Consider the following 24,882-nt stretch of genomic DNA (forward strand, 5'->3'; position numbering starts at 1 on the left):
TCATGGTTGCGCGCTCCACGATACCCGCCGGCGACTTCCGCACCTCTTACGCGGCCGACACCACGATCTTCCCGACCAGAACCAGCCGCAATTTCGCGATCGCCGGCGTGATCCTCCTGTGCTTCGCGCCGCAGGTGTTCTCCGAATACTGGCTGTCGGTCTCGATCCAGATCGGCATCTTCGCCATCGCCGCACTAGGCCTCAACATCCTGGTCGGCTTCACCGGCCAGATCTCGATCGGACAGGCCGGCTTCTTCCTGCTCGGCGCCTTCACCTCGGCCTATATCAACAACACCTACGCGATCCCGGTGTTCTTCGCGATCCCGCTCGCCGGGGTGATCACAGCACTCGTCGGGCTGATTTTCGGACTTCCGGCGGCGCGGCTGAAGGGTCTCTATCTCGTCATCGCCACCCTCGCCGCGCAATACATCCTGCTCGACTTCTTCTCCCGCGCCGAGTGGTTCTCCGGCGGCTCGGTGCCGGCCTCCGCCAATCCGTTCTCGATCTTCGGCTATACGCTGCGCGGCGACCGGCAATATTTCTACGTCGTGCTGGCCTATGTCGTGGTGTGCTACCTCCTGGTCACCAACCTGATGCGCACCCGCGACGGCCGCGCGCTGATCGCAATCCGCGACCACTATCTCTCGGCCGAGATCATGGGCATCAACCTGACGAAGTACCGGACGCTGTCGTTCGGCCTCGCCGCGTTCTTCGCCGGCATTGCCGGCGCGCTCTACGCGCACTACCAGCTGGTGATCTCGCAGGAAGGCTTTGGCATCGAGCGCTCGATCCTGTTTCTCGCCATGATCATCATCGGCGGCACCGGTTCGATCATGGGCACCCTGATGGGGACAGCATTCGTCGTTCTGCTGCCGGAATCGATGGAATGGCTGAGCCACCACCTCAAGGGCGGCGCGATCGACAAGGCGCTCGCGCTCAACAACAACATCACTTTTTTGCGCGAGATTGCGATCGGCCTGATCATCATCGCCTTCCTGATGTTCGAGCCCGACGGGCTGGCGCATCGCTGGCGCCAGATCAAGACATACTGGAAGCTCTATCCGTTCTCACATTGAACTCAACCAACAGGGACCGGCGACAATCCGGCCCGAACGCATCACAGGAGGAAGCACTATGACGATGAAATCATTGCTCGGCTCGGCGGCGCTGGCGCTGCTCGCAGGCGCCTTCGCCTCAACGGCGCAGGCGCAGCAGATCGCAATCGGACATCTGCAGGATCTCTCGGGCGGCACGTCCGACGTCGGCACGCCCTATGGCCAGGCCGTGATGGACACCTTCGCCTGGGTCAACAAGAACGGCGGCATCGGCGGCAAGCAGCTCGCGGTCGACAGCAACGACTACGGCTACCAGGTGCCGCGCGCGATCGCGCTGTACAAGAAGTGGTCGGCCCCGGACAACAAGGTCGCGGCGATCATGGGCTGGGGCACCGCGGACACCGAGGCGCTGACCGGCTTCCTCGCCAACGACAAGATCCCTGACATGTCCGGCTCCTACGCCGCCGCGCTGACCGACCCTGAAGGCACCAGCGGCAAGGCCAAGGCCGCGCCGTACAACTTCTTCTACGGCCCAAGCTACTCGGACGCACTGCGCGCCGAGCTGACCTGGGCGGCCGAGGACTGGAAGTCGAAGGGCAAGCCCGGCAAGCCGAAATTCGTGCACATGGGCGCCAACCATCCCTATCCCAACGCGCCGAAGGCCGCGGGCGAAGCGCTCGCCACCGAGCTCGGCTTCGAGGTGCTGCCGCCGCTGGTGTTCGCGCTGGCGCCCGGCGACTACAGCGCGCAGTGCCTGAGCCTGAAGAGCTCCGGCGCCAACTACGCCTATCTGGGCAACACCGCGGCCTCCAACATCTCGGTGATGAAGGCCTGCAAGAATGCCGGCGTCGACGTCCAATTCCTGTCCAACGTCTGGGGCATGGACGAGAACGCCGCCAAGACCGCGGGCGATGCCGCCGACGGCGTCGTCTTTCCGCTGCGCACCTCGGTGGCCTGGGGCGGCGACGCGCCGGGCATGAAGACGGTGCAGGAGATCTCCAAGATGTCCGACCCGACCGGCAAGGTCTATCGACCAGTGCACTATGTCGCCGCGGTCTGCTCGTCGCTCTACATGAAGGAGGCGATCGAGTGGGCTGCGAAGAACGGCGGCGCCACCGGCGAGAACGTCGCCAAGGGCTTCTACCAGAAGAAGGACTGGGTGCCCGCAGGGATGGAAGGCGTCTGCAGCCCCTCGACCTGGACCGACAAGGATCATCGCGGCACGATGAAGGTCGACCTGTATCGCGCCAAGGTAACCGGCCCGACCGATGGCGACCTCAACGATCTCATGGCCAAGGGCGTGATCAAGCTCGAGAAGGTCAAGACCATCGAGCTGCCGCGCAAGGCGGAATGGGCGGGTTGGTAAGTTGCCAGGCGGCCGCTGAATCAACTCAGCAGCCGCTCCGCACGCCATCGTCATCCCCCGCGAAAGCGGGGGATCCAGTACGCCGCGGCTTCTCCACCGAGCATCGGCGGCTCTGGAATACTGGGTCCCCCGCCTCCCGCGGGGGACGACAGTGAGGTGAACGGATATGGTTGAGACCCTCGATAAGCCCAATGCAAATGCGACCGCGAGCGCAGCCCCCCTGCTCTCCGTCCGCAACATCGAGGTCGTCTATGACGACGTCATCCTGGTGCTGCGCGGCCTCAGCCTCGACGTGCCCAAGGGCGCGATCGTTGCGCTGCTCGGCGCCAACGGCGCCGGCAAGTCGACGACGCTGAAGGCGATCTCCGGCCTGTTGAAAACCGAGGACGGCGAGGTCACGCGCGGCGAGATCATGTTCGACGGCACGCGCATCGACGGCATCGATCCGGAGAAGATCGTCCGCCGCGGCATCTTCCAGGTCATGGAGGGCCGCCGCATCGTCTCCGACATGACGTCGCTGGAGAACCTCAAGCTCGGGGCGTTCACGCGATCCGATCGCGAGGTCAACAGTGACATCGAGATGGTGTTCAACTATTTCCCGCGGCTGAAGGAACGCACCGGCCTTGCGGGTTATCTTTCCGGCGGCGAACAGCAGATGCTGGCGATCGGACGGGCGCTGATGGCGCGGCCGAAGATGATCCTGATGGATGAGCCGTCGATGGGCCTGTCGCCGCTGCTGGTGAAGGAAGTGTTCGCGATCATCAAGGAGATCAACAGGGATCTCGGCGTCACCATCCTGCTGGTCGAGCAGAATGCGCGCGCGGCGCTGTCGGTGGCCAGCCACGGCTACATCATGGAACAGGGAAAGGTGGTGCTCGACGGCACCGCCGACAGCTTGCGCGACAACGAGGACGTCAAGGAATTCTACCTCGGCGGCGCCGGCGACCAGCGCAAGAGCTTCAAGAACCTGAAGAGCTTCAAGCGGCGGAAGCGGTGGCTGTAGCCGAACTCTCTCCTCGTCATGGCCGGGCTTGACCCGGCCATCCACGCACGAGCCGCAACGACGAACGACGTGGATGCCCGGGACAAGCCCGGGCATGACGACCGCAAGATTCAAGGACTGGGTACGATGACCCACTACGACGCCCTCGAAACCCGTGATCCCGCAGCCCGCGAGCAGGATCTGTTCGGGCGCCTGCCCGACGTGCTGCACGCGGCGATGAAGGCGCCGGCCTATGCCGCGCTGCTGCAGGGCATCGATCCCCAGGACATCACGACGCGCGCTAAGCTCGCGCAACTGCCGGTGCTGCGCAAATCCGAGCTGCCTGCCCTGCACAAGGCGGCCCCGCCATTCGGCGGCTTCGTCGCGCAGGCGCCCGGCGCGTTCTCGCGTCTGTTCACGTCGCCCGGGCCGATCTTCGAACCGGAGGCGGCGCACAGCGATCCCTGGCGCGGCGCCCGCGCCCTGTTCGCCTCGGGCTTCCGCAGCGGCGATGTCGTGCTCAACACCTTCAGCTATCACCTCACGCCCGGCGGCTTCATCTTCGACGCCTCGGCGCGCGCGCTCGGCTGCGCGGTGATCCCGGCTGGCCCGGGCAACACCGAGGCGCAGTTCGAGCTGATCGAGGCCTATCGCCCGATCGGCTACAGCGGCACGCCCGACTTCCTGAAGATCCTGCTCGACGGCGCCGCCAGCGCCGGCCGCGACGTGTCCTCGCTCAAGCGCGCGCTGGTGTCGGGCGCGGCGTTCCCGCCGTCGCTGCAGGCCGAGATCAAGGCGCGCGGCATCGATGCCTATCAGGCGTTCGGCACCGCCGATCTCGGCATCGTCGCCTATGAGACCGCAGCGCGCGACGGCATGGTCGTCAACGAGGACCTGATCTTGGAGATCGTCCGCCCCGGCACCGGCGATCCGGTGACGCCAGGCGATGTCGGCGAGATCGTCGTCACCTCGCTCGATCGCCACCATCCCTGGATTCGCCTTGCCCTCGGCGACCTCACCGCCACCCTGCCCGGCACCAGCGCCTGCGGCCGCACCAACATGCGCATCAAGGGCTGGATGGGCCGCGCCGACCAGACCACCAAGATCAAGGGCATGTTCGTGCGCCCCGAGCAGGTCGCCGAGATCGGCAAGCGCCACCCGGAGCTCGGCCGCCTCCGCCTGGTCGTCACCCGCGCCGGCGAGACCGATGCGATGACGCTGAAGGCGGAATGCGCCTCGCCATCAGATGGCCTGCAGGACGCGCTCGCCGCCAGCCTGCGCAACATCACCAAGCTCGGCGGCAGCATCGAGCTGATCACACCAGGCACGCTGCCCAACGACGGCAAGGTGATCGCCGACGAGCGGTGAAGTCCTCGCGTTGTTCCCGTATAGCAGGAAGCCCTGCGCCAGCGGCATGAGCGGGGCGGCCCGCACCGCCCGCACGCAATTGTCGCCTCCCGCGCGCTCTCCTATACAGCCATGTCACGTTCTCTCGGAGTTCGTCCGCATGGCCTTTCCGCGCGCGTCCAAAGCCCTGTCCCGCTTCACCGTCCTCGATTTGACGCGGGTGCGCGCCGGCCCGACCTGCGCGCGGCAGTTCGCCGATTGGGGCGCCAACGTCATCAAGATCGACGCCATGATGGAGGATGGTGGCGAGGCCCTGGGCGGCCCGCGCCGCGGTTCCGACTTCCAGAACCTGCATCGCAACAAGCGCGCGATGACGCTCAACTTGAAAGACCCAAAGGGCGTCGAGGTGTTCATGCGGCTGGCCAAGCGGGCCGATGTCGTCATCGAGAACTATCGCCCTGATGTGAAGACCAAGCTCGGCATCGACTACGAGGCCGTGCGCAACGTCAATCCGCGCATCGTCTATGGCAGCATCTCCGGTTTCGGCCAGGACGGCCCCTATGCGAAGCGGCCGGGCTTCGATCAGATCGCGCAGGGCATGGGCGGGCTGATGTCGATCACCGGCGCGCCTGGCGAGGGCCCGATGCGCGCGGGCATCCCGATCGCCGATCTCTCCGCAGGCCTGTCCTGCGCGATGGGCATCCTCACCGCGCTGCTCGAGCGCGAGGTCTCCGGTGAGGGCCAGTGGGTGCAGACGTCGTTGTTGCAGGCGCAGATCTTCATGCTCGACTTCCAGGCCGCACGCTGGCTGATGGAGAAGGAGGTCGCCCCTCAAGCCGGCAACAACCATCCGACCAGCATTCCGACCGGCGTGTTCAAGACTTCCGACGGCTACATCAACATCGCCGCCACGGGGGGGCGGATCTGGGAGCGGCTGTGCCAGACGCTCGGCGCGCCCGAATGGATCGACAATCCGGACTACGCGACCGCGCCGGCGCGCTCCAAGAACCGCGATGCGCTCAACGCCGAGATCAATGCGCGCACGCTGGCGAAGACGAGCGAGCAATGGGTCGCCGAGCTCAATGCCGCCGGCGTGCCCTGCGGGCCGATCTACGCGATCGATCAGATGTTCGAGGACCCGCAGGTGAAGCATCTCGGCATGGCGCAGCAGGTCGCCAGCGACGACGGCCGCGACATCACGCTGGTGGCGCAGCCCTTCACCTTGTCGCGCACGCCGAGCCGGATGGCGGCACGGCCGCCCGAGTTCGGCGAGCAGACTGAGGAGATCCTCTCCGAGTTCGGCTTCACCGATGGCGAGATCGCCGATCTCCGGCTGCACCGCGTCGTGTGAGCAGGTGCAATATGACCAAGCTGCGGCATCCCGCCGCTGTGGCCCAGATGTCACCACGTTGGAACTTCGACCTGGGCGGGATTGAGGCCAGAGGGAGACCGCGTTAATCTCTTCGCATCAGTTGATCGCGGACCCCTTCGGCCCGCGCGTGTGAGGAGTAGCCTTCCATGAGCGCGACGGAATTGAACGAGTTTCTGACGGCGATGGACATGGTGCGCGACGTCAACGCGGCCGCTCTGAATCACGTCGGCGTTCTGCCGTTCGACGAAACGATGCTCGACAATGAGTCCGACTGGTACCACATGCCGGTTGCGGAGAAGGCCCACTGAGGCTGACTCGCCTCGGGTCCGCGCGCCCGCTGACCTGCATCATCTTTGCTCGAAGCCTTCGTTCCGAAAGCCGGACGGAGGCTTTTTCTTTTCGAGGGCGACGGGATGAGCTGCGAACTCTGATCCACCGAACGCAAAAAAAAGCCCGACGCACGCGCCGGGCAAGGTGATCGTCTCGGGAGGAAACATCAGGGCGCGATGACCAGAGATCAGGCACCGCGCGTGAGCAGAACGATATCTGCCCATGAATGGAGCCTATCACCGCTCTGCCTAAAATGCTGTCATCGCAAAGACACAACCTCTGGAGAAGCACCGGACGGCTTCGAACATCGGTACGATTGTTTTGGTGTTCCCAGCCAAGTCCTATCCACCACAATCCGCGAACCAATTACGGCATGGTCCCAATCAGAAACTCGCAACTGATGCCGATGGTCGTGGGAGCCTCAGCGTGTGGCCTGTTCACCCGCCGCGTTTGGTCTGCTCGGTCCGCGAGGCTGACGCGCAGGGAGAATCTGGGCAATTCAGGTGCTCGTCGCGGTCTATCCGCAGCGTTTGAGGCAGGATCGCTGATGCCACAGCCCATGCTGCACAAGCCCGCCGCATGCGCGCCATTCGGTTGCGGAACGACCACGCACAACCGGAGGCGGAGGCTGGTTCGTATCGAATGTTGCACGACGGTCACAGGCAGCGACGAACTTAGGCCGTCTCGAAATCCACCCAAAAAATCACAGTACCCGCCGAGGCGATCTTGGCTGCGATATGCCGTCTGGCACGATTGGAGGCGCCTGACGGCGCCTGCACGACATGGATTCAATCGCGAAGATGCAAAGGCTGACGTGCTGATCGCAAACCGATCCGGTCCCCATACGGTCTCGCGCTCGAGGCGGTTGTGCTGGTTGTCAGCGGCCGCGCTGGTCACCCCGGTGCTTGCGGCGGCGCCAGCCGTTGCGCAGGCCACCAGAGGCGGCGCCGGCGGCAGCAGCCAGGACACCTTCGCCAATGGCGGTGCCAGCTCGGCCACGGCCGTTGGAAATGTCGGCGCCAATGCACCTATTCCTACCCGAGGCGGCGGCGGTGGCGGCGCCGGCACACTCGGCGGGGCCGGCGGCAGCGATTCGACCGGTGCCGCACCGGGTGGCAGCGGCGGGATCGGTCCGGGCGCCAACGGACTAAGCGGTCAAAGCGGCTTCTCGATTCACAGCGGAGGCGGAGGTGGCGGTGGCGCACATGGCGCCGTCGTAACCACGGACACGAGCAACTCCGCAGCGCTGTCCGGCGGCAATGGTGGACGTGGCGGCGCCACCACCGGGGATTTCGGCGGTGGCGGCGGCGGCGCCGGCGGATACGGGGTGGTCGTCGATGGCAACGGGCTCACCTACAGCAATGGCAGCAGCATCACGGGAGGCAAGGGCGGCAATGGCGGCGCGGCTGCCTCGCTAAATGTCGTCGTGAATGGCTGGGGCGGCAATGGCGGCCAGGGCGGTTACGGTATCTTTCTGACGGGAAGCAGCGTCGTGCTGAACAACGCCGGCACCATCAAAGGCGGTGGCGGCGGAAATGGTGGTGACGCGCCATCCAGCACCCAACCGAATGCGAGTGGCGACGGTGGTAGTGGTGCCGCCGGCGTCGCCTTCGCCGCGGGCGGCACGCTGATCAACTCCGGCACCATCACCGGCGGCGACGCAGGCGTGGCCGGCGCGACGGATACCAGTCACTCCGGCACGGCTGGAACGGCCGGTACGGGCGTCATCGGCGCCAATCTCGCGATCATCAACAGCGGCACGATCTCGCGCGGTAACGGCTTCGGATTGTTCGCGGCCCCCGCCGCCATCAGCTTCACCGGCGGCAGCAACGTGCTGGAGATCTGGGCGAGCTCGATCATCAATGGCAACGTCGTCGGCACCGGCACCGATACGTTCCGGCTCGGTGGCGCCGCGAACGGCAGCTTCGACGTTTCCACGATCGGCGCGACCGCACAATTCCAGGGCTTCTCGAGTTTCGTGAAGACGGGCACCGCGACCTGGACGCTGACCGGCACGACGACCGCGGTTACGCCGTGGAGCATCAACCAGGGCGCGCTCGCGGTGTCATCAGATGCCAATCTCGGCGATGCTTCCGGCAGCGTGTCGTTCGGTGGCGGCACGCTGCAATATCTCGCCGGCTTCAGCTCCAGCCGGACCGTGACCCTCAATGCCGGCGGCGGCACGTTCGATACCAACGGCAACAACGCGACACTCAGCGGGACGATTTCGGGCACGGGGGGGCTCACCAAGGTCGGCGTAGGCATCCTGACCTTGTCAGGCACCAGCAGCTACACCGGGGCGACGACCATCGACGGCGGCGTGCTCGACGTCGAAGGTGCGATCACGAACACCTCTGGGGTGACCGTGAATGCCGGCGGCACGCTGACGGGTGCGGGTCTCGTCGATCCGCCGATGACGGTCGGCATCAATGCCGGCGGCACGCTGGCGCCGGGCAATGGCACCGCCGGCTCGTCGATGACCATCGTCGGCAATCTCGCCTTCCAGTCCGGTGCGTACTATCTGGTGCAGCTCGATCCGACCACGGCCTCATTCGCGAGCGTCACCGGAACGGCCACCCTCGGCGGCGCCACCGTCAACGCCGTGTTCGGCACCGGCGGCGGTTATATCGACAAGCGCTACACCATCCTGACCACGAGCGGCGGCATCTCGGGCGGCTTCGGATCGGTGGTGAAGACCAACCTGCCCTCCGGCTTCAAGACCAGCCTGAGCTACGACGCCAACAACGTCTATCTCGATCTGATCCTCGCCTTCGCCGTGCCCGGCGGACTCAACGGCAATCAGAAGACGGTCGGCGATACGCTGTCGGCGTTCTTCGATCGCACCGGCGATATTCCCGTCGTGTTCGGCAAGTTGAACCAGGCGGGCCTCACGCAAGCGTCCGGCGAGAGCGCCACCGGCGTGCAACAGACCACGTTCAACGCCATGAGCCAGTTCGCCAGCCTGCTGACCGATCCCTTCGCACAAGGTCAAGCCAGCGGCGGGGGCGCGATCAGCTATGCTGACACATCCCGCAAGCGCACCGATGCTTTCGCGATGCTGACTGACGACAGGCCGGCCGAGTTTGCGCAGCGCTGGAATGTCTGGGCGGCGGGCTTCGGCGGCTCGCAAACGACCAGCGGCAATGCAGTCGTCGGCTCCAACGATACCACCAGCCGCATCGCCGGCACCGCCGTCGGCGCCGACTACCGGATCGCACCGCGCACGATTGCGGGCTTCGCGCTCGGCGGCGGCGGCACCAGCTTCAGCGTCAACGGCCTCGGCTCCGGCCGCTCCGATCTGTTCCAGGCCGGCGCCTATCTGCATCATCATATCGGCCCGAGCTATCTGAGAGCGGCCCTGGCCTATGGCTGGCAGGACGTCACCGCGGATCGCACCGTCACCATCTCCGGTGTCGACCGGCTGCGCGCGACCTATCAAGCCAATGCCTGGATCGGCCGCATCGAGGGCGGCACGCGCTTCGTCGCTCCCATAGGCGGCATCGGCCTGACGCCTTACGCGGCTGCGCAGGTGACGAGCCTGCGCCTACCGGCCTATGTGGAGCAGGCCATCTCCGGCACGTCGACCTTCGCACTGAGCTACACCGGCAAGACCGTCACCGACACACGCACCGAGTTCGGCCTGCGCACCGACAAGTCCTACGCGCTGGCAGACGGCGCGCTCACCTTGCGCGGCCGCCTCGCCTGGGCGCACGACTTCAATCCCGATCGTTCGGTCGCGGCGACGTTCCAGACGCTGCAGGGCGCAAGCTTCGTCGTCAACGGCGCCGCGCAGGCGCGCGACTCCGCGCTGACGACGACCTCGGTCGAGATGAGCTGGCAGAACGGCTGGAGCGCCATGGCGACGTTCGAAGGCGAGTTCTCGAGCGTCACCCGTTCCTATGCCGGCAAGGGCAGCGTGCGCTACTCGTGGTAGGAGCGGCGTAGCCGATCGAGCGCAGGCGTCCAGCTGGCAGGGGTGATCAGCGACAACCGTACTAAGCCTCGGCCTTCGCGGCCGGCGCTCCCGACTTGCTGAAGGTCGCGATCACACGATCGATCAGCGGCCAGAACAGCAGCACGATCGCCAGCGTCGTGATGGTGCCCACCAGCCCGTTCGCCCAGAACACCTTCATGTTGCCGCCGGAGATGATCATCGACTGCCGGAACGCGTCCTCGGCACGGCTGCCGAGCACCAGCGCCAAGGTGAACGGCGCCAGCGGGATCTTGATCTTCTTGAAGACATAGCCGACGACGCCGAAGCCGAGCATCAGCCAGACGTCGAACATCGCGTTCTGGATCGCGTAGGCGCCGATGGCGCAGGACACCACGATCATCGGCGCCACGGCCGCGAACGGCACGCGCAGGATCGAGGCGAAGATCGGCACGGTGGAAAGCACGAGCACGAGGCCGACGACATTGCCGAGATACATCGAGGCGATCAGGCCCCAGACGAAGTCCTTGTGCTCCACGAACAGCAGCGGGCCGGGATTGAGGCCCCACACCATCAGGCCGCCGAGCAGGATCGCCGCGGTGCCCGAGCCGGGGATGCCGAGCGCCAGCATCGGCAACAGCGCCGCCGTGCCTGAGGCATGCGCTGCGGTCTCAGGCGCGAACACGCCCTCAATGCGTCCCTTGCCAAAACTGTCCGGATTCTTGGAGAATCGCTTGGCGAGGTTGTAGCCCATGAAGGAGGCCGCGATCGCGCCGCCCGGCGTGATGCCGAGCCAGCAGCCGATCACCGAGGAACGCAGCAGGGTCATCCAGTATTTCGGCAGGTCCTTCCAGACGGCGAGCACCGTGCGCAAGGAGATCGCGGCGGCGTGACCGCGCAGCGCCAGGCGTTCCTCCATCGTCAGCAGGATCTCGCTGATGCCGAACAGGCCGATGACCGCGACCAGGAAGTTGATGCCGCGCAACAGATCGGTCGAGCCGAAGGTCATCCGCAACTGACCGGACACGGTGTCCATGCCGACGCCGGCAAGCAGCAGGCCGAGCGCCATCGCAATGACCGTCTTGTGCTTGTCCTCGCGTCCCAAGCCCACGAATGAGCAGAAGGTCAGGAGATACACGGCGAAGAATTCAGGCGGACCGAACTTCAACGCAAACGACGAGATCCAGGGCGCCAGGAAGGTGATCAGCATCACCGCGACCAGCGAGCCGATGAACGACGAGGTGAAGGCGGCCGTCAGCGCCTCCGCCGCCTTGCCCTGCTGCGCCATCGGATAGCCGTCGAAAGTGGTCGCCACCGACCACGCCTCGCCGGGAATGTTGAACAGGATCGAGGTGATGGCGCCGCCGAACAGCGCGCCCCAGTAGATGCAGGACAGCATCACGATGGCCGAGGTCGGGTCCATCGAGAAGGTCAGCGGCAGCAGGATGGCGACGCCGTTGGGCCCCCCCAGCCCGGGCAGCACGCCGACGAAGACGCCGAGCACGAGCCCAACCATCATCAGCAGCAGCGTCTTCCAGGTCAGGAGGACCGCGAACCCGTGCAGCAGCAGACCCAAGGCTTCCATGATTTCATTCCAACTGTTTCCTCGTCATTGCGAGCGCAGCGAAGCAATCCAGAGTCGAGTGCGCAGCCCTGGATTGCGTCGTCGCGTTGCTCCTCGCAATGACGGCGGAGAGACCGGTGTCAGTACCCGAACGCCGCTTCGAGCGGGCCCTTCGGCATGATCACGTCGAACACGACATCGAACGTCACGAACATCACGGCGCTGAACAGGAACGCCGTGAGCAGCGATTTCCAGATCGCGATCTTGCCGACGAGACGCATGAACCCGGCGATGAGCAGGAAGCTCGCGACATAGATGCCGAGAAACTGCATGGCGATGCAGAACAGCAGCGTCGGCACGAACACCGCCATCACACGGCGCAGCTGCGCGCGCGTCACGAAGGTCTCGACCGCTTCTTTGCTGGACAGAAACGCCGCGCCGATCCCGTAAAGGCTGGCGCCGCCGAGGATCACCGACAGATAGAACGGAAAGTAGCCGGGCTCCGGACCGGTCGAGTCCCAGGACGCGCCGGTCCGCCAATTGTCCCAGGCGAGTACGGCCGCGAGCGCGAGCAGCAGCAGCGAGACCGCGACGTCGACGGTCCGGGTGGAGGTGACGGCCGGAGAATTCTCCTCCGGCGCGGTCGGATCGTCGACGGCAATCTCGAGCTCAGCGTTGGACATCGATCCTCCTCATCCCCTCGCCCCGCCCAGCCTCACTTGGCGACGAAGCCGGCTTCCGTCATCAGCTGCTTGTTGAGCGAGCCGTCCTCTTCGAGGAACTGCAGCATGTCCTTGCCGGTGAGGAAGATCGGCTTCAGCGCCTGCTTCTCCATGTAGTCCTTGTACTCCGGTGTCTGCACCAGCTTGCTGAACAGGTCGACGTAGAACTCCTGCTGTTCCTGCGTCACCTTGCCCGGCAGGAACATCGCGCGCAGCATCAGGTATTGCACGTCCAGCCCCTCCTCCTTGCAGGTCGGAATGTCGTTCCAGGACTGCGTCTCCGTGACCTTGGTCGTGTAGGAGATGCGCTCCTTGTCGAACACGCAGAGCGGACGCACCTGGCCGGCGCGCCAGACTTCGAGATTCTCGGAAGGATTGTTGACGTTCGCTTCGGTGTGCCCGCCGACCAGTTGGGTCGCAGCCTCGCCGCCCGACTTGTAGGGCAGATAGGAGAACTTGGCTCCGGTCTTCTTCTCCATGAAGACCGTGAGCACGTGATCTTCGCGCTTGGAGCCGGTGCCGCCCAACTTGAACGGCGAGCTCGACGCCTTGGCAGCCTCGATGAACTCCTTCACCGTCTTGGGGCCGTTGACGTTGTCCCACAGCACGAACTGATCGAGTGCGATCACCGCGACCGGCGACAGCTCGTGCCAGTCGAACGGCAGCTTGGCCGACAGCGGCAGCATGTAGATCAGCGAATAGGCGATCAGGATCTTGTTCGGATCGCCGTCGCTGGACTTCATGTACATCAGGGCTTCGGCGCCCGACGCGCCGCCCTTCAGCGACACGACAACCGGCTGCTTCAGAAGATTGTTCTTCTGAATGGCAGCCTGCATCATCCGCGCCATCTGGTCTGATGCACCGCCAGCGCCTGCGGCGACGACAATCTCGACCGGCTTGGTCGGCTCCCAGCCGGCAAAGGCGGGCGCAGTTGCAAAAAAGGCCGCCGTTGCGGCCGCGATCTTGATGAGTTTGCGCACGTGTTTTCTTCCCCGTTCGAAGCGCCAGCTTGCATCCTACCAGGATACTGCTGGCTTATTGTGGTCAGTTCAAGAACACAAGCATGATGCGGCCTCATGTTCCTCGGCATAAGGTCGCAAGCACGGCATTGGACTACTTGCCTTTCCAATTCGGCGTCCGCTTGTTGAGGAACGCCTCCATCCCCTCGCGGAAATCCTCACTCATATAGGCGCGCAGGATCAAATCCTCGCCCTCGTCCCGCGACAGGGTCCGGCGAATGCGGCGCACCGCCTCCTTGGTCACCTCGAGGGTGATCGGCGCGTGCGAGGCGATGAGCCTCGCGGTCTCCAGCGCGCGTGTCTGCAGCGTCTCGACGTCAGGCACGATCTCGTTGAGCAGACCGAGCGCGAGCGCCTCCGGCGCCTCGACCAACCGTGCCTTGAAGATCAGATCCTTGGTGCGCGCCGGTCCGATCAAGGAGACCACGCGCGAGATGTTCGACATCGACAGGCAGTTGCCGAGCGTGCGCGCGATCGGAAAACCGATACGTGTCGTCTCGGTGCCGATGCGAATGTCGCAGCAGGCGGCAATGCCGGCGCCGCCGCCGGTGCAGGCGCCCGCGATCGCCGCAATCACCGGCACACGGCACAGCTCCAGGGTGCCGAGCACGCGGTCGATCCGCGCCTCGTAGTCGAGCGCATCCTGCGCCGTCTTGAAGGCGCGGAATTGCGAGATATCGGTGCCGGAGGCAAACGCCTTGTCGCCGGCCCCGGTCAGGATCAGCGCCTTGATCGACCGGTCGGCATTGATGGCCTCGCAGATCGAGGCCATCCGGTCGTACATCGCGAAGGTCATCGCGTTGCGCGCCTGCGGCCGGTTGAAGGTGATCTTGGCGATGCCGTCGTCGACGGCATAGATCAGATCGTCGGAGCCGGTCACAGGCGCGGTCATCAGGCCACCTTCGGGATTGGCGCCGCCTCGCGCGCCTTCAGGACGTCCATTGCCGCGAGCACGCCACCGGCACGATGCGGCACATTGGCGAGCGCAAGGCCCATCTCGACGCCGGCGAGCGTCCCCATCAGCATCAGGTCGTTGAAATGACCGATGTGGCCGATGCGGAAGACCTTGCCCTTGATCTTGTTGAGGCCGGTGCCGAGCGACATGTCGAAGTTTTCCAGCACCGTCTTGCGGAACTGATCGGCGTCGTGGCCTTCGGGCATGACCACGCCGGTCAGCGCCGGCGAATGCGCCTGCGGATCGGCGCATTGCGTGTCGAGGCCCCACGCCTTCACGGCGGCGCGCGTCGCAAGGCTGTGGCGGCGGTGGCGGGCGAACACGTTCTCGTGCCCCTCCTCCTCCAGCATCTTCAGCGCCTCGTTGAGGCCCATCAGCAGATTGCAGGCCGGCGTGTACGGGAAGGTGCCGAGCTTGTTGAAGGTGATGATCTCCTGCCAGTCCCAGTAGGAGCGCATGCCGGGATTGGCCTTGGCGGCGGCGAGCGCCTTCTCCGAGACGGCGTTGAAGCCGAGGCCCGGCGGCAGCATCAGGCCCTTCTGCGAGCCCGCGACGGAGACGTCGATGCCCCAGGCGTCGTGCTCATACTCCATCGAGCCGAGGCCGGAGATGGTGTCGACCATCAGGAGTGCCGGGTGGCCGGACCGGTCGAGCGCCTTGCGCACCTCGAGCGGCGGCGTCAGGCAGCCGGTCGAGGTCTCGTTGTGCACGACGCAGACGGCCTTGATCTTGTGCGCCTTGTCGTCGACCAGACGCTGCTCGATCGCCGCGATGTCGGCGCCATGACGCCAGTCGCCGGGGATGAAGTCGACGTCGAGCTTGAACTTGTCGGCGATGCCCCGCCACAGCACAGCGAACTGGCCGGTCTCAACCATCAGCACCCTGTCGCCGGGCGCGAGCGCGTTGACGATCGCGGCTTCCCACGCGCCGGTGCCCGACGACGGATAGATGATCACCGGCTGCTTGGTGCGGAAGATGCGCTGGCTGGCCGCCAGCACGGCGAAGCCGAGCTCGGCGAACTCGGGGCCGCGGTGGTCCAGCGTCGGCATGTCCATCGCGCGCAGCACGCGGTCGGGCACGTTGGTCGGCCCCGGAATCTGAAGAAAATGCCGTCCCGTGTGCACAGTCATTGGCGTCCATCCCCGGTCATTTGGTTGGTGCGCGGACGTGGCATGCCACGCGCTGGCCGCGCTTTTCTCCCGCCGGACCGCTGGCGTCAACAAAGAAGACGCAAGCACCGATCGCTTCGGGCCGACATCCCTCAGATGCACACAAACCCCCTTCTTCTGTGCAGTGCGGCATAGCGGGACGCCCCAGCTTGCTGCACGCGGTTTGGCCTCATTTCACCGCCGCAAGCTGGCGCGGCGCATTGCCCTGCGATGGCTCATCCAGCAGTACCATCGCGGCATCGACACCGCCCGCGCGATGCGGCACGCCGGCCGCACGCAGCCCCATCTCGACTCCGCTCAGCGCCGCCATCAGGGTCAGCGCATTGCACTCGCCGAGATGGCCGATGCGGAACACCTTGCCCGCGACCTTGGACAGGCCCGAGCCGAGCGACATGTTGTAATTGTCGAGCACGACCTGTCGGAACTGATCGGCGTCATGGCCCGGCGGCATCAGCACGGCGGTCAGCACCGGGGAAAAATCCTTCGGCTCCTGGCACAGCACCTCGAGACCCCAATGCTCGACCGCGGCGCGGGTCGCGGCCGCAAGCCGCTGGTGGCGCGCGAACACCTGGTCGAGCCCCTCCTCGAGCAGCATCGCAATCGCTTCGCGCAGGCCATAGAGCAGGTTCGTTGCCGGGGTATAGGGGAAGAAGCCGTTCGCGTTCAGCTTCAGCATGTCCTCCCAGTCCCAGAACGAGCGCGGCATCTTGTTGGCCTTGGCAACAAGGCGCGCCTTGTCCGAGACGGCGTTGAAGCCGAGCCCCGGCGGCAGCATGAAGCCCTTCTGCGAGCAGGATACGGCGACATCGACCTTCCACTCGTCGAAGCGGAAGTCGGCCGAGGCGAGACCGGAGATGGTGTCGACCATCAGCAGCGCCGGATGCCTGGCGCGGTCGATCGCGGCGCGCACCTCACCGATCCGGCTGGTCGCGCCGGTCGAGGTTTCGTTGTGCACGACCATCACCGCCTTGAGCCGATGACCGGCGTCGGCGACCAACGCCTCCTCGATGACGGCAGGGTCGACGCCACGGCGCCAGTCGCCGGGAATGAAGTCGACCTCGATTCCCCACCGCGCCGCCATCTGCCGCCACAGCGTGGCGAAGTGGCCGGTCTCGACCATCAGCACCTTGTCGCCCGGCGACAACGTGTTGACGATGGCAGCCTCCCATGCGCCGGTGCCCGAGGACGGATAGATGATCACCGGGCTCGTGGTCTTGAAGATCGCCTGCGAGCCGCCGAGCACGGCCTTGCCGAGTTCGGCGAACTCGGCGCTGCGGTGATCGATCACCGGCATATCCATCGCCCGCAGCACCCGCTCGGGCACCGGACTCGGGCCCGGAATATGCAAAAAATGACGGCCTTGGGGACGGGTCACGACAGAGCTCCGGGCAACGACGGCATTCTGGCACCCATGATTGCATTCAATCTTTCAGCATGCAAGAGCTTAACCGCATGCACGTATGAGGTCGACCACATCTGTAACTACCGCTACAATGCGTAAGATGAGTTCCACGATTCCCGATATCGAGACGCCACCCTTGGCAGGGCCAAGTGGTCGATCCGTGCCTGCGCGGGACGAGACCTCGCTGCATGACGAGATCCTGGCGCGGCTGCGCGACTACATCGTCGAGGGCCATGTCGCCGACGGCGGACGCCTGTCCGAGCGGCAGCTTTGCGAAATGCTGGGGGTGTCCCGCACCCCCTTGCGCGAAGCGCTCAAGGTGCTCGCAGCCGAGGGGCTGGTCGAGCTGCTGCCCAATCGCGGCGCCCGGGTGCGCCCGCTCAGCGCCGCCGACATCCACGAATTGTTCGACCTGATGGGAGGCCTGGAAGGCCTCGCCGGACGCCTCGCCTGCGAGAAGATTTCAGATGAAGCGATCGCGGAAATCGAGCAGTTTCATCATGATATGTACGGATTCTACATGCGGCAGGACATGCAGGGTTATTTCCGCATGAACCAGTTGATCCACCGGGCGATCGTCGACGCCGCCGCCAACGCCACCCTTCATGCGACCTATGAGAGCCTGGCGGGCCGCATCCGCCGGGTTCGCTTCTCCGCCAATTTCGCCCGCAAGCGCGAACGCTGGAGCGAGGCCATGCGCGAGCATGAGCTGATCCTCGATGCCCTGCGCCGGCGCGCCGGAAGCGAGCTGTCCGACATCCTGTTCCAGCATCTGCGCAACAAGGGCGCGGCTGCGATCGCGTACTTCGCCGAGAGCCAGCCGCCGCTGGCGGGAGCCAAGCCAGACAAGGTCGAATAACGCCGGGGATTGCCCAAATTTGCATGCAATCAGATTGACGCATTTGCGGAAATGAATGACACCGGGCGGAACAGCGCCCGCCGGACGACAGCCGGGCCCGACCAGGGATCACCATGCCGAACGCCAAAGCCGGTCCGTCCAGGCTCGAACAGAAGCTCCGCGCCGAGATGACGGGCGACGTCTTCTTCGACCGCTTCAACCGCGGCCGCTACGCCACCGACGCCTCGTTCTACCAAGTCATCCCGGCGGGCGTGGTCGTGCCGCGCACGATGGACGAGGCGCTGCGTGCGCTCGCCATCGCCCGCGACGACGGCCGCATCGTCACGCCCCGCGGCGGCGGCACCTCGCAATGCGGCCAGACCGTCAACGAGGGGATCGTCGTCGACTTCTCCAAGCACCTGAACCGCATCGTCTCGCTCGATGTCGAGGGGCGGACCTGCGTGGTCGAGCCCGGCATCGTGCTCGACGACCTCAATCGCCAGCTCAAGAAGCACGGCCTGTGGTTTCCGGTCGACGTCTCCACGGCGTCGCGCGCCACGATCGGCGGCATGGCCGGCAACAATTCCTGCGGCGGCCGCTCGCTGCGCTACGGCACGATGCGCGACAACACCATCGCCATCGACGCCGCGCTGGCCGACGGCACGCTGGCGCATTTCGGCGAGGTGGCGCGAGACCTTCGTGACGTCAGCGCGCCGGAGAGCGCGCGCACGCTGTTTCGCGACATGCTGGCGCTGGGCGAGCGCGAGGCCGCGGAGATCGCCGACAGATTTCCCAAGGTGCAGCGCCGCGTCGGCGGCTACAATCTCGACGCACTGACGCCGCGCAACGCCGCCAACAACCTGGCGCATCTGCTGGTCGGCTCCGAGGGCACGCTGGCCTTCTCCACCCGGATCGAGCTCAAGCTGTGGCCGCTGATCCGCACCAAGGTGCTCGGCGTCTGTCATTTCGGCAGCTTCTATCAGGCGATGGATGCGGCCCAGCATCTGGTCAAGCTGAAGCCGATCGCGGTCGAGCTGGTCGACCGCACCATGATCGGGCTGGGCCGCGACATCGCGATGTTCCAGCCGGTGATCGCGGCGGCGGTGCGCGGCGATCCCGACGCGATCCTGGTGGTCGAGTTCGCGGAGGAGACGAAGGACGAGAACCTCGCCAAGCTGAAGCAGCTCTCCGAGCTGATGGGTGATCTCGGCTTCTCCTGGAGCAACGAGATCAGCAAATGGGGCGGCGTCGTCGAGATATCAGACCCTGTGCTGCAGACCGCCGTCGCCGACTTCCGCGCCGCCGGCCTCAACGTGATGATGTCGATGAAGGAGGCCGGCAAGCCGGTGTCGTTCGTCGAGGACTGCGCCGTGCCGCTGCCCCACCTCGCCGACTACACCGCGCGGCTCAACGAGGTGTTCGCCAGGCACGGCACGCGCGGCACGATGTACGCGCACGCCTCCGAGGGCTGCCTGCATGTCCGCCCGGTGCTGAACCTGAAGCTGGAGAAGGACGTCAAGGCGATGCGCGCCATCGCCGAGGAAGCTTTCGCCATGGTGCGCGAGTACAAGGGTTCGCATTCCGGCGAGCATGGCGATGGCATCGTGCGCTCGGAATTCCATGAGCAGATGTTCGGCAGCCGCATCGTCGCCGACTTCAAGGAGGTCAAGCAGCGCTTCGATCCGGCGAACGTGCTCAATCCTGGCCGCATCGTCGATCCACCCAGGATGGACGACCGCTCGCTGTTCCGCTATCCGCCGGACTACCGCATCGACGACATCAAGCCGGTGCTCGACTGGTCGGCCTATCCGGGTGCCGCCGGCGGCTTCCAGGGCGCGGTCGAGATGTGCAACAACAACGGCGCCTGCCGCAAGCTCGACGGCGGCGTGATGTGCCCGTCCTATCGCGCCACCCGCGACGAGAAGGATGTCACGCGCGGCCGTGCCAATACCTTGCGGCTCGCGATCTCCGGCCAGCTCGGTCCCGGCGCGCTGTCGTCCGACGAGATGATGGAGACCTTGAAGCTCTGCGTCTCCTGCAAGGCCTGCCGCCGCGAGTGCCCGACCGGCGTTGACATGGCCAAGATGAAGATCGAGGTGCTGGCGGCCCGGGCGACGACGCATGGCCTCACGCTGCGCGACCGGCTCATCGCCTATCTGCCGCGCTATGCCGATATGGCTGCCCGCATCGCGCCGCTCGTGAACCTGCGCAATCATGTTGCGCCCCTGCGCGTGCTGATGGAGCGCGTTGCGGGCATCAGCGCCAAGCGCAAGCTTCCGGCCTTCCGCACCGACACCTTCCGCGTCGACGCCGACGCGTTCGGTCCGGCTGATGGCCCCGAGGTCGTGCTGTTCGGCGACACCTTCAACCGCGTCTATGAGCGCGAAAATCTCGACGCCGCGCTGCGCGTGCTGATCGCCGGCGGCTATCGCGTCTACGTGCCCAAGCCGGCCGATGGCGGCCGCGCCCTGTGCTGCGGCCGCACCTTCCTCTCCGCCGGCCTCGTGGACGAGGCCAAGTCCGAGCTGCAGCGCCTGGTCGAGACCTACGCGCCGTTCGCCTCGCGCGGCGTGCCGATCATCGGCCTCGAGCCAAGCTGTCTGCTGACGCTGCGCGACGAACTGCTGTCGCTGCGCAACGACGCCACCGCGAAAACAATCAGCGCACACGCGCTGCTGCTGGAAGAGTTTCTGGCGCGCGAGGCCGAGGGCGGCCGGCTGGCGCTGCCGCTCGCCCCCCTGCCCGGTAAGGCCTTGCTGCACGGCCATTGCCATCAGAAATCCTTCGCCGCCTTCAAGCCTGTCGAGCAGGTGCTGCGACTCATTCCGGAGCTCACGGTCGAGACCATCGAATCCTCCTGCTGCGGCATGGCCGGCGCGTTCGGCTATGGCGCGGAGACCTACGAGGTCTCGCTGCAGATGGCGGAGGCGTCGCTGCTGCCCGCCGTGCGCAACGCCGACGCCGCAACGTTCATCGTTGCCGACGGCACCTCCTGCCGCCACCAGATCCAGGACGGCGCCGCCCGCGGTGCCGTTCACGCCGCGCAGCTCCTGGCGATGAGCCTGGAGCGGGCGCAAGCATCAACGTAGGTCACGAGAGACCGGACGCCGCGGAGCGCGACCTCAATGTTCGTCATTGCGAGGAGCGAAGCGACGAAGCAATCCAGACCTTTTCTTACGTCCTGGATTGCTTCGCTTCGCTCGCAATGACGGATGATAGAGCCGACTTTTCATCACAAATCGCAAAGGACACGGACATGACCGATCTCAAGCTCGACGCCGCTCGCAAGATTCTGGATGCCACGCTCGCGAAGGGCATCGAGAATAAGCTCAAGCCGCTCGCCGTGATGGTGCTCGACGCCCGCGGCTGCCTGAAGGCGGCCGCCGCCCAGGACGGCACCAGCCTGATGCGGGCCGAGGTCGCGCATGGCAAGGCTTATGGCGCGCTGGCGCTCGGCCTCGGCTCCCGCGCCCTGTTCCAGCGCGCCCAGGAGCAGGCCTATTTCATCGACGCCGTGAACACGCTGGCCCAGGGCCGCATGGTCCCGGTGCCCGGCGGCGTGCTGATCATGGACGGCACGACGCTCGTCGGCGCCGTCGGCGTCTCCGGCGACAGCTCCGACAATGACGAGATCTGCGCCGTCGCCGGTATCGAGGCCGCCGGCCTCAAGGCCAATCCGGGCTGAGCTCCGGTCGCACCCGCAAAGCTCAGCGAGCTTTTCCGTCCCACAATCTCGAGGGGGCTGGCCGCCCTCTCGGAGCCTGATCGATCATGCGTCGAATTCCACGGCTCAGATCGCGGCTGACGGAGAATTCATTCGGCCGGCTTGACCGGCCCGAAACATTGCCGGCTGCAGCACGTTTGTATGACGGGGCGCGTGGAGAACCGGACATGCCTCGCAGACGAACTCGCACCATCATCATCACTGGCGCCTCCGCCGGCGTCGGCCGTGCCATCGCGAACCGCTTCGGCGAGGCCGGCGATCGCATCGGCCTGATCGCGCGCGATGAGCATGCGCTGCGCGACGTCCAGCGCGAGCTGCAGGCGCGGTTTGCCCATACCGAATACGAGGCCGTCGATGTCGCCGATGCGCAGGCCCTGTTCGACGCTGCCGAGCGGCTCGAGCAGCGCCTGGGTCCGGTCGACATCTGGATCAATGACGCCATGGAAACGGTGTTCTCGACCGTGGCCGACATCACGCCGGAGGAATTCCGCCGCGTCACCGAGGTGACCTATCTCGGTTTCGTGCACGGCACGATGGCGGCGCTGCGATCGATGCGCCGGCGCGGCGAAGGCCGCATCATCCAGATCGGTTCGGCGCTCGCCTATCGCGGCATTCCGCTGCAGGCGGCCTATTGCGGCGCCAAACATGCGATCCGGGGCTTCACCGACTCGCTGCGGGCCGAGCTGATGCACGAGCGCTCAGGCATCACGCTCTGCATCGTCGATCTGCCCGCGGTGAACACACCGCAATTCGACTGGGCTCGCGCGCATCTTGCGCATACGCCACGGCCAATGGGCCGGCCGGTGGAGCCTGAGGTGATCGCTGACGCCGTCTATCGCGTTGCCGATGGCGGCTTCCGCGAATATTGGATCGGCTGGCCGACGCTGCTGACGATCCTCGGCAACGCCGTCGCCCCGGCCTTGCTCGACCGCTACCTCGCCGCCAAGGCGATCGCCGGGCAGCAGACCGACGTGCCGCTGGTGCCCGACCGCACCGACAATCTCGATCACCCGGTTACACGCCTGCACCGCACACGCGGCTCGTTCAGCCGCGGCGCGGCCCTGCACGCGATGCTCGTGCCCGGCGATGTGGCCCGCGCCGCGACCGTCGCAATCGGGGCCGCTGTCTTCTTTGCGCTGGGAGCGACGCTGAGCCGGCGGGGGTGGCGCTAGGCCGCGCGTTGCAACGCGGTGCTTGCGTGACACCGGCGAGATGCGCTTCTCTGCTCCGCGCTATCCATTCCCATCCGGAGCGCCTGCATGACCATCGAAAGCATCAGCGCGATCACCATTGCCACCCACGATATGGCCCGCGCAGTCGCCTTCTATCGCGCGCTCGGCTTCGACGATATCCCATATGGCGGCGCCGACGGCCCGTTCACGACCTTCCGCATCGGCACTGGCTATCTCAACCTGATTGTCGTGCCCGAGGATAAGCAGTGGAGCTGGTGGGGCCGCATCATCTTCCATGTCTCGGACGTCGACGCCGTCTACGCCAAGGCGCTGGCTGCCGGCTTCTCGCCCTCCACCGCGCCGCGCGACGCCGAATGGGGCGAGCGCTACTTCCATCTCACCGATCCCGACGGTCACGAATTGAGCTTCGCGCGGCCGCTCGGCAAATGAGCTAGCCGAGTTCGAAAGTGGTGACGCCGAACAGCCGCTCGATGCGTAGTGGCGCGATCGGGCGGGTGTACATTCGCGCGGTCTCGAACACCGGCTTCAGTCCGAGACTCTCCGCCAGCGCCACCGCCTCCGGGTTGATCGCCGGCACATCGAGGAAGACCTCGGAGTCGCCGATCTCGCTCAGCAGCGCCGAGACGATGGCCTCGGCATCGGCCCGGCTGTGCGCGACCAGCGGACCGATCTTAGAGCCGGTGCGGCATGGCCGGATCACGCCCCAGGCGGCAAGCGCGCCATCGCGGATGACAGCGCGGCCGACATGGCCGGGGGCTCCGATCCAGGCCTGCAGGAACGCGCGGCGCGGCGCCGGAAACACAGCCGCATCGGAGGCCTCGATATCGGCCAGCGGCACGTCGCTCAGCGCAACGAAGTCCGATCGCGCAGCAGCCGGCAGCACCGTAGCGGCCTTCCCGCCGTAGCGGACATTGGCATAGGCATATTTGAAGCCGGACTTTCGATAATTGTCCTGCTGCGCGACGACACCGTCGAGGCCGACGACACGCGATCCCGCATGCGCCATCGCAGCCTGCCAGAGCCGCAGGCCATAGCCATGCCCGCGCAGATCAGGACGTACGATGTAGAAGCCCAGAAACGCGAAGCGTTCGTCGTAGTTGACGCAGGACACCGTCGCGACCGGCACACCGTCACGTTCGGCGATGAGAAATCCCTGCGGATCGACCGCGGAAAAGCACGCGGCGTCGGACAGGCCGGGATTCCAGCCCTCGGCCGCCGCCCAGTCGAGGACTAGTGGAATCTCGTCAGGCCGCATCGTTCGGATGAGGAGGCCGTCGGCTGCATGGGACGAGGTCATGTCCTCATCCTCATGCCTTGAACACAGCCCCGCATCAGCAACGAGGCCTTGACTGAGGCCATCTCCACTGCTCCTGCTTCACCGTCGGCATTGCCGCGCCGATGAGACGTCGTACCACCGAGGTCGATTTGACAGCCCTTCTTAGCAGAGACATCGCGCAAAGTCCGCCTCCCTCCGTCGCGACCACCGACCGTCTTGTCAGCCTCGACATCCTCCGCGGCCTCGCGTTGTTCGGGGTGATGGCCATCAACGTCGTATTTGAGTTCCGTATCTCGATCTTCCAGCAATTTCTGCCGGCAACGACAACGCATGAGACCGGCACAATCTTCTTCGGAGGTTCATTGTCGCCAAAGATGATCGATCTGCTGTGGACCATCATCGGCGACTCGCCCTTCAATCGCGCCATCGAAGATGGTCTCGCGCGCGCCGTCTCCATGAAGGCGTTTGCCCTGTTCTCGCTGCTGTTCGGCATCGGGCTGGCCATGCAGTTCGACCGGATCGCTCCGGAGCGACGTATCCCCCTGCTGCTCCGGCGGCTGCTCGTCCTGCTCGCGATCGGCATTTTGCACCTGACGCTGCTGTAGAATGGTGACATCCTGACCGAATATGCGCTTGC

General features: G+C 65.7%; 20 protein-coding genes. 13 read left to right on the top strand and 7 right to left on the bottom strand.

Annotation, left to right across the window (positions count from 1 at the left end):
• Positions 1-2 precede the first annotated feature (2 nt).
• From QX094_RS02365 to QX094_RS02395, 7 genes are all read left to right on the top strand, one after another.
• Positions 3-1,076 carry a branched-chain amino acid ABC transporter permease gene (locus tag QX094_RS02365; RefSeq protein ID WP_315712915.1) on the top strand — a complete coding sequence of 358 codons (1,074 nt, stop codon included), beginning with the start codon at positions 3-5 and terminating at the stop codon, positions 1,074-1,076.
• 58 nt (positions 1,077-1,134) lie between these two features.
• Positions 1,135-2,421 (top strand): ABC transporter substrate-binding protein, encoded by a 1,287-nt coding sequence (locus QX094_RS02370; RefSeq protein WP_316187627.1) that lies wholly within the window; start codon positions 1,135-1,137, stop codon positions 2,419-2,421.
• A 166-nt stretch (positions 2,422-2,587) separates the two neighbouring features.
• Positions 2,588-3,424 carry an ABC transporter ATP-binding protein gene (locus tag QX094_RS02375; protein ID WP_315712917.1) on the top strand — a complete coding sequence of 279 codons (837 nt, stop codon included), beginning with the start codon at positions 2,588-2,590 and terminating at the stop codon, positions 3,422-3,424.
• Between the two features lie 126 nt (positions 3,425-3,550).
• A complete protein-coding gene (locus QX094_RS02380) occupies positions 3,551-4,771 on the top strand; it encodes a phenylacetate--CoA ligase family protein (protein WP_316187628.1) in 1,221 nt (406 codons plus the stop codon).
• Positions 4,772-4,910: 139 nt separating this feature from the next.
• Entirely contained in the window at positions 4,911-6,101 is a 1,191-nt protein-coding gene (locus tag QX094_RS02385) for a CaiB/BaiF CoA-transferase family protein (RefSeq protein WP_315753562.1), read from the top strand.
• Positions 6,102-6,268: 167 nt separating this feature from the next.
• Positions 6,269-6,430 (top strand): hypothetical protein, encoded by a 162-nt coding sequence (locus tag QX094_RS02390; protein WP_315712919.1) that lies wholly within the window; start codon positions 6,269-6,271, stop codon positions 6,428-6,430.
• Positions 6,431-7,326: 896 nt separating this feature from the next.
• Positions 7,327-10,386 carry an autotransporter domain-containing protein gene (locus QX094_RS02395; protein ID WP_316187629.1) on the top strand — a complete coding sequence of 1,020 codons (3,060 nt, stop codon included), beginning with the start codon at positions 7,327-7,329 and terminating at the stop codon, positions 10,384-10,386.
• 61 nt (positions 10,387-10,447) lie between these two features.
• On the opposite strand, the gene QX094_RS02400 is transcribed toward QX094_RS02395, so the two are convergent.
• The 6 genes from QX094_RS02400 to QX094_RS02425 all read right to left on the bottom strand — a co-directional run bounded on the left by QX094_RS02400 (position 10,448) and on the right by QX094_RS02425 (position 17,187).
• Complete coding sequence (locus QX094_RS02400) at positions 10,448-11,968, bottom strand: tripartite tricarboxylate transporter permease (protein ID WP_315712921.1); 1,521 nt, start codon at positions 11,966-11,968, stop codon at positions 10,448-10,450.
• Positions 11,969-12,087: 119 nt separating this feature from the next.
• Entirely contained in the window at positions 12,088-12,630 is a 543-nt protein-coding gene (locus tag QX094_RS02405) for a tripartite tricarboxylate transporter TctB family protein (RefSeq protein ID WP_315712922.1), read from the bottom strand.
• Between the two features lie 32 nt (positions 12,631-12,662).
• Positions 12,663-13,649: a tripartite tricarboxylate transporter substrate binding protein gene (locus QX094_RS02410; protein ID WP_315825115.1), complete on the bottom strand. Its 987-nt coding sequence runs from the start codon at positions 13,647-13,649 to the stop codon at positions 12,663-12,665.
• A 133-nt stretch (positions 13,650-13,782) separates the two neighbouring features.
• Complete coding sequence (locus QX094_RS02415; protein WP_316166149.1) at positions 13,783-14,580, bottom strand: enoyl-CoA hydratase/isomerase family protein; 798 nt, start codon at positions 14,578-14,580, stop codon at positions 13,783-13,785.
• Positions 14,580-15,773: a pyridoxal-phosphate-dependent aminotransferase family protein gene (locus QX094_RS02420; protein ID WP_315753552.1), complete on the bottom strand. Its 1,194-nt coding sequence runs from the start codon at positions 15,771-15,773 to the stop codon at positions 14,580-14,582. Before QX094_RS02420 ends, QX094_RS02415 begins: the two co-directional genes overlap by 1 nt.
• 208 nt (positions 15,774-15,981) lie before the next feature.
• The gene (locus QX094_RS02425; protein ID WP_316187630.1) at positions 15,982-17,187 is read right to left on the bottom strand and encodes an alanine--glyoxylate aminotransferase family protein; all 1,206 of its coding nucleotides are present in this window, start codon (positions 17,185-17,187) and stop codon (positions 15,982-15,984) included.
• 127 nt (positions 17,188-17,314) lie between these two features.
• Here QX094_RS02425 and QX094_RS02430 point away from each other — a divergent pair, with 127 nt between their 5' ends.
• The 5 genes from QX094_RS02430 (at position 17,315) to QX094_RS02450 (ending at position 23,398) form a co-directional block, all read left to right on the top strand.
• Positions 17,315-18,073, top strand: a complete 759-nt coding sequence (locus QX094_RS02430) for a GntR family transcriptional regulator (RefSeq protein WP_316166147.1) — start codon at positions 17,315-17,317, stop codon at positions 18,071-18,073.
• A 113-nt stretch (positions 18,074-18,186) separates the two neighbouring features.
• Positions 18,187-21,141: an FAD-binding and (Fe-S)-binding domain-containing protein gene (locus tag QX094_RS02435; RefSeq protein ID WP_316187631.1), complete on the top strand. Its 2,955-nt coding sequence runs from the start codon at positions 18,187-18,189 to the stop codon at positions 21,139-21,141.
• 167 nt (positions 21,142-21,308) lie between these two features.
• A complete protein-coding gene (locus QX094_RS02440; RefSeq protein WP_316174092.1) occupies positions 21,309-21,737 on the top strand; it encodes a GlcG/HbpS family heme-binding protein in 429 nt (142 codons plus the stop codon).
• A gap of 206 nt (positions 21,738-21,943) precedes the next feature.
• A complete protein-coding gene (locus QX094_RS02445; protein WP_316187632.1) occupies positions 21,944-22,948 on the top strand; it encodes an SDR family oxidoreductase in 1,005 nt (334 codons plus the stop codon).
• Positions 22,949-23,035: 87 nt separating this feature from the next.
• Positions 23,036-23,398, top strand: coding sequence for a VOC family protein (locus QX094_RS02450; RefSeq protein ID WP_316174093.1), 363 nt, complete (start codon positions 23,036-23,038; stop codon positions 23,396-23,398).
• 1 nt (position 23,399) lies between these two features.
• Here QX094_RS02450 and QX094_RS02455 read toward each other — a convergent pair whose 3' ends face one another.
• Positions 23,400-24,266, bottom strand: coding sequence for a GNAT family N-acetyltransferase (locus QX094_RS02455; RefSeq protein WP_316174095.1), 867 nt, complete (start codon positions 24,264-24,266; stop codon positions 23,400-23,402).
• 101 nt (positions 24,267-24,367) lie between these two features.
• Between QX094_RS02455 and QX094_RS02460 the strand changes: the two genes are divergently transcribed.
• Positions 24,368-24,850, top strand: a complete 483-nt coding sequence (locus QX094_RS02460) for a hypothetical protein (RefSeq protein ID WP_316187633.1) — start codon at positions 24,368-24,370, stop codon at positions 24,848-24,850.
• Positions 24,851-24,882: the final 32 nt, after the last annotated feature.

It is taken from the genome of Bradyrhizobium sp. SZCCHNS1050, from assembly GCF_032484785.1.
In the GTDB taxonomy this organism is placed as follows: domain Bacteria; phylum Pseudomonadota; class Alphaproteobacteria; order Rhizobiales; family Xanthobacteraceae; genus Bradyrhizobium.

Excerpts from the sequence above, each read along its gene's own strand:
- QX094_RS02365 (WP_315712915.1), top strand. The coding sequence starts at position 3 with ATGGTTGCGCGCTCCACGATACCCGCCGGCGACTTCCGCACCTCTTAC.
- QX094_RS02370 (WP_316187627.1), top strand. The coding sequence starts at position 1,135 with ATGACGATGAAATCATTGCTCGGCTCGGCGGCGCTGGCGCTGCTCGCA.
- QX094_RS02375 (WP_315712917.1), top strand. The coding sequence starts at position 2,588 with ATGGTTGAGACCCTCGATAAGCCCAATGCAAATGCGACCGCGAGCGCA.
- QX094_RS02380 (WP_316187628.1), top strand. The coding sequence starts at position 3,551 with ATGACCCACTACGACGCCCTCGAAACCCGTGATCCCGCAGCCCGCGAG.
- QX094_RS02385 (WP_315753562.1), top strand. The coding sequence starts at position 4,911 with ATGGCCTTTCCGCGCGCGTCCAAAGCCCTGTCCCGCTTCACCGTCCTC.
- QX094_RS02390 (WP_315712919.1), top strand. The coding sequence starts at position 6,269 with ATGAGCGCGACGGAATTGAACGAGTTTCTGACGGCGATGGACATGGTG.
- QX094_RS02400 (WP_315712921.1), bottom strand. The coding sequence starts at position 11,968 with ATGGAAGCCTTGGGTCTGCTGCTGCACGGGTTCGCGGTCCTCCTGACC.
- QX094_RS02405 (WP_315712922.1), bottom strand. The coding sequence starts at position 12,630 with ATGTCCAACGCTGAGCTCGAGATTGCCGTCGACGATCCGACCGCGCCG.
- QX094_RS02415 (WP_316166149.1), bottom strand. The coding sequence starts at position 14,580 with ATGACCGCGCCTGTGACCGGCTCCGACGATCTGATCTATGCCGTCGAC.
- QX094_RS02420 (WP_315753552.1), bottom strand. The coding sequence starts at position 15,773 with ATGACTGTGCACACGGGACGGCATTTTCTTCAGATTCCGGGGCCGACC.
- QX094_RS02430 (WP_316166147.1), top strand. The coding sequence starts at position 17,315 with ATGAGTTCCACGATTCCCGATATCGAGACGCCACCCTTGGCAGGGCCA.
- QX094_RS02435 (WP_316187631.1), top strand. The coding sequence starts at position 18,187 with ATGCCGAACGCCAAAGCCGGTCCGTCCAGGCTCGAACAGAAGCTCCGC.
- QX094_RS02440 (WP_316174092.1), top strand. The coding sequence starts at position 21,309 with ATGACCGATCTCAAGCTCGACGCCGCTCGCAAGATTCTGGATGCCACG.
- QX094_RS02445 (WP_316187632.1), top strand. The coding sequence starts at position 21,944 with ATGCCTCGCAGACGAACTCGCACCATCATCATCACTGGCGCCTCCGCC.
- QX094_RS02450 (WP_316174093.1), top strand. The coding sequence starts at position 23,036 with ATGACCATCGAAAGCATCAGCGCGATCACCATTGCCACCCACGATATG.
- QX094_RS02455 (WP_316174095.1), bottom strand. The coding sequence starts at position 24,266 with ATGACCTCGTCCCATGCAGCCGACGGCCTCCTCATCCGAACGATGCGG.
- QX094_RS02460 (WP_316187633.1), top strand. The coding sequence starts at position 24,368 with ATGAGACGTCGTACCACCGAGGTCGATTTGACAGCCCTTCTTAGCAGA.